The organism is Luteibacter sp. P4_D7_3 (assembly GCF_056401735.1).
Window position 1 is genome coordinate 1 of sequence record NZ_JBFUIT010000351.1, and the last position, 3,948, is coordinate 3,948.

Genomic DNA, 3,948 nt, shown 5'->3' on the forward strand with positions numbered 1-3,948 from the left:
GTCCTGGTTGTGGCGATGATTCTCACGGGCACGCATATCGCAGCGACCGCCGTCCTGTTTCCGCTGGTCATGCTGCTTTTCCTTCCCATGATCGCGGGCGTGACCTGGTTGTTTTCCGCGCTCGGCGTGTACTTTCGCGATACCCAGCAAATCATGACGGTCATGACCATGTCGCTGGTGTTCCTCGCGCCGATTTTCTACCCGCGGACCAGTCTTCCTGAGCAGTACCGCTGGGTGCTGTCGCTCAATCCGCTCACCTTCATCGTGGAGTCGGCGCGGGGCGTGATCCTCTGGGGACAGCTGCCGGCATGGCAGGACACCGTGGTGTACCTGCTGGCTTCCTTGTGCATGGCCTGGTTCGGTTGGCTTGCCTTCCACGCGACGCGAAGGGGTTTTGCCGATGTCATCTGACGATCTGGTCATCAAGGTCGACAACGTCAGCAAGCGTTACGAGATTTATGCGAAGCCCGTCGATCGCCTCAAGCAGATGGTCATGTCCGGTGCGCGGCGAATGATGTCTGCAGGCGAGGCACGTTACTTCAAGGAATTCTGGGCTCTCCACGGCGTGTCGTTCAGTGTTCGCCGCGGCGAATGCGTGGCGCTGATCGGACGCAACGGATCCGGCAAATCCACTTTGTTGCAGATCATCGCCGGGACCGTCGCACCGACCTCTGGCGAGGCATCCGTGGCCGGGCGCGTCGCTGCGCTTCTCGAACTCGGTTCGGGCTTCAATCCGGAGTTCACCGGCCTGGAGAACGTCTTCCTTAATGCGTCGTTGCTCGGCCTTTCCCGCGAGGAAGTCAATGCCAAGCTGGATGACATCCTGGCCTTCGCGGATATCGGTGATTTTGTCCATCAACCGGTCAAGACGTACTCCAGCGGCATGACTGTGCGGCTGGCATTTGCTGTCCAGGCGCAGATCGACCCCGATGTGCTTATCGTCGATGAGGCGCTCGCCGTAGGCGACGCCAGATTCCAGGCCAAATGCTTCGCGCGCCTGAAGACCTTGCGTGAACGTGGGACATCCATCCTGCTAGTCACGCACTCCACCGAGCAGGTGGTGACACACTGCGACCGCGCCATCCTGATCGACCAGGGTCACAAGCTCGAAGACGGTGCGCCGCGTCCCGTGGTGAACCGATATCTCGATCTTCTCTATGGGCGTCAGAAGAACGAGCAAGTCATCGAGAAGACCGGCGAACACGCGGGGGATGCTTCGGTGAGTCCCCAGCTTCACGCCCTCGATCCGGCTTTTGGCGAGCGTCATGACGCCTTCTTCACGTCCAGGCCTTCCTATAATCCTTACGAGCATCGTTGGGGCGACGGTTGTGCCGAGATCATGGATTTCGCCGTGTTTGCCGGTGACGAGGCGTTTCCGCAGGTTGTTCGAAGCGGAGCCGAGATTTCGCTGTACCTGCGTTTCCGTTTCAAGACAGACATGGTTCGCCCCATCCTGGGCGTCACGTTGAAAACCAAGGAAGGTCTGACGGTGTATGGAACCAACACCGAGATGGCCTTGATGGAGGAAGCCTTCCCCGCGGGGGAAGCCGGGCATTCCGGCGTGGTGCTTTGCCAGTTTTCGCTTAACTGCGCACCCGGCGACTATTTCCTCTCGGTGGGCATCGCCAGCCGCGACGGCAGCGGCGAAGCCGCGCCTCATGATCGTCGATACGACGCCATTCACCTCTGCGTGGAGCCCGATCTCGCCTTTATCGGCATTACGGATCTTGGCGCCCGACTGCAATTCCTATGACTCATACATTCGATCCGGCAAGAAGCCTCGCAAACTACCGCTTCGACGAAGCGTCCCGCTGCTGGCTGCGCACAGACGCGGTCCATGAGTGGGCCTACTCGGATGGGGAAGCCGTCGAGGAAAACCTCTTCGCGCTGATCGCCGCGTGTGCTGACAGATCGGTCCTGTCGGCGGAGCTGGCCGATAAGATTTCGGACTGGCCCACGCGGTACTACCTGAGCTCGCGACGTGCGAACCTCATGCGCCCGCTGGCGAATCTCCTGCGTGGAGACGTGCTCGAAATCGGCGCAGGCTGTGGCGCCATCACGCGCTACCTCGGTGAGACGGCGCGCTCAGTCGTTGCGATCGAGCCGTCGCCACGGCGCGCGCGCGTTGCCGCGAAGCGCTGTGAGGACCTCTCTTCGGTCAACGTGGTGGTCGAGAACCTTGAGGCGTTCGACACCACCGCCAGGTTCGACGCGGTCACCCTGATTGGCGTGTTGGAGTATGCGGAGCGTTTTTCCGATCGACCGGACGCCGCCCGGCACTGGCTCGAGTGCGCGCGGAAGTTGTTGAAGCCCGGTGGCGTGCTACTCGTGGCGATCGAGAACCAGCTCGGTCTGAAGTACTTCGCGGGAGCTCCCGAGGATCACCTTGGCAGGCCCATGCTGGGCGTCGCCGACCTGTATGCGAACACCGGCGCACGCACGTACGGGCGCGGTGCGCTAGCGCGCCTGATTCGCGAAGCAGGGTTCGCGGATGTCGGTTTCGCCTTGCCCTTCCCGGATTACAAGCTTCCTACGTCTGTCCTGCTTGCCCGGGGCGACGATGCGATGCCGGGTTTCGACGGCGGCGCTGCTCTCGCGGCTGCTTCATCGACCAAAGATCCCCAGTTCGGCCGGCCGCCCCTGTTCGCGATTGATCGGACCTGGGAGGTCATGGCGCGCAATAACCTGCTGGTCGATGTCGCCAACTCGTTCCTTGTGGTCGCACATACCGCGGACGCCGTCGAGCTCTTCGGCGAGGAGAATGCGAAGGTCTCCGCTTATCACTTCTCGACGGAACGTGCTCGGCAGTTCGCCAAGCAGGCCACGTTCGAGCACGGCTCCGCCGGTGCATGGGTGCGCAGGAACTTCCTGGTCGAAGGCGTCGAACGCGAGAGCGGTACCTATGCCTGCCATCCCGCCGACGAAAGCTACGTGCACGGACGCACGCTTACCGATGAGATCTACGAAACCCTCCTTCGCGATGGGTGGCGTATCGAAGACGTGGGTGCCTGGGTCCGTCGCTGGCTTGACGCCGTGGCCATCCATGTCGGGATCGACCTGGATACGTTGCGCCTGTCCCGCTACAGCGCGGAGACCATGCTGCCCGGTGATGCCATCGACCTGGTGCCCCACAACCTTGTGCAGGCGGCGGATGGAGAGCCCCGGTTCATCGATCTGGAGTGGCGCAGCACTCATCCGGTGCCGCTTGGTTTTCTGGCGTTCCGTGGATTGCTGGAGCTCATTTCGGGTTGCGTATCGGTTGCGCGGCCTTTCGACCCGAAGCACGCGCTCGTCTCGTCGTTCATTGCCGATGCGATGCGGGAGTGCGGCGAGGATCTCTTGCTCCTCCCTGGTGATCTCGATCGCTACGTAGCGAAGGAGCGCCAATTCCAGGCTGCTGTCTCGAACGGTCGCTCGGACCTTTCGAGCGAGACGTTTGCCGCTGGGCGCATGCCGATTTCTATTGCCAGCGCGACGGAAGGTGCCTTGGTTCCCGCACTTCATGATCTTCAGGAACTGCGAGGACATCTGGCCGCCCTGCAGCGTCATCACGATGCGCTGCTGGCGGAGCACGAGCAGGTCGCCGTCTGGGCGCGCGGGCTGGATGTAGAGCTCCACGACGCGCGCGGGAATTACGCGAGGCTCGTCGCGGAACACCAGGATGTCGCCAGGTGGGCGAAAGGGCTGGATGAGCAACTCGCGAGCGCCACGCAGCATCTCGATGCCCTCGTCCAGGTGACGGAAGGCGAAAACGAGGTCGACGGTGCGATGCTTGGCGCATACATGCTGGAAGTCGCGACGCTGCGCCGCAACCTTGGTCTTGCGCGGCGCAGAGCGGACAGGCTTGCGGCAGAGGTCGATGTCTTCGAGCGAGCCGAGGCCACGAAGGCTGCCCAGATCGAACGCCTGCGTTCGGAAGTCGTCGTCGAGCGTGATCGGGCCGTGCAG

Annotated in this window: 3 protein-coding genes; all 3 read left to right on the plus strand. The window is 62.3% G+C overall.

Features of this window, described 5'->3' with window-relative positions:
- Positions 1–411 (plus strand): ABC transporter permease (locus AC1DSN_RS19620; RefSeq protein ID WP_477332360.1); only part of this gene is annotated, 411 nt, incomplete at its 5' end.
- Positions 401–1,753, plus strand: a complete 1,353-nt coding sequence (locus AC1DSN_RS19625; RefSeq protein WP_477296831.1) for an ABC transporter ATP-binding protein — start codon at positions 401–403, stop codon at positions 1,751–1,753. The genes AC1DSN_RS19620 and AC1DSN_RS19625, both read left to right, overlap by 11 nt.
- Positions 1,750–3,948, plus strand: a 2,199-nt coding sequence (locus tag AC1DSN_RS19630) for a class I SAM-dependent methyltransferase (protein ID WP_477332362.1), incomplete at its 3' end; no start/stop codon positions are given. The genes AC1DSN_RS19625 and AC1DSN_RS19630, both read left to right, overlap by 4 nt.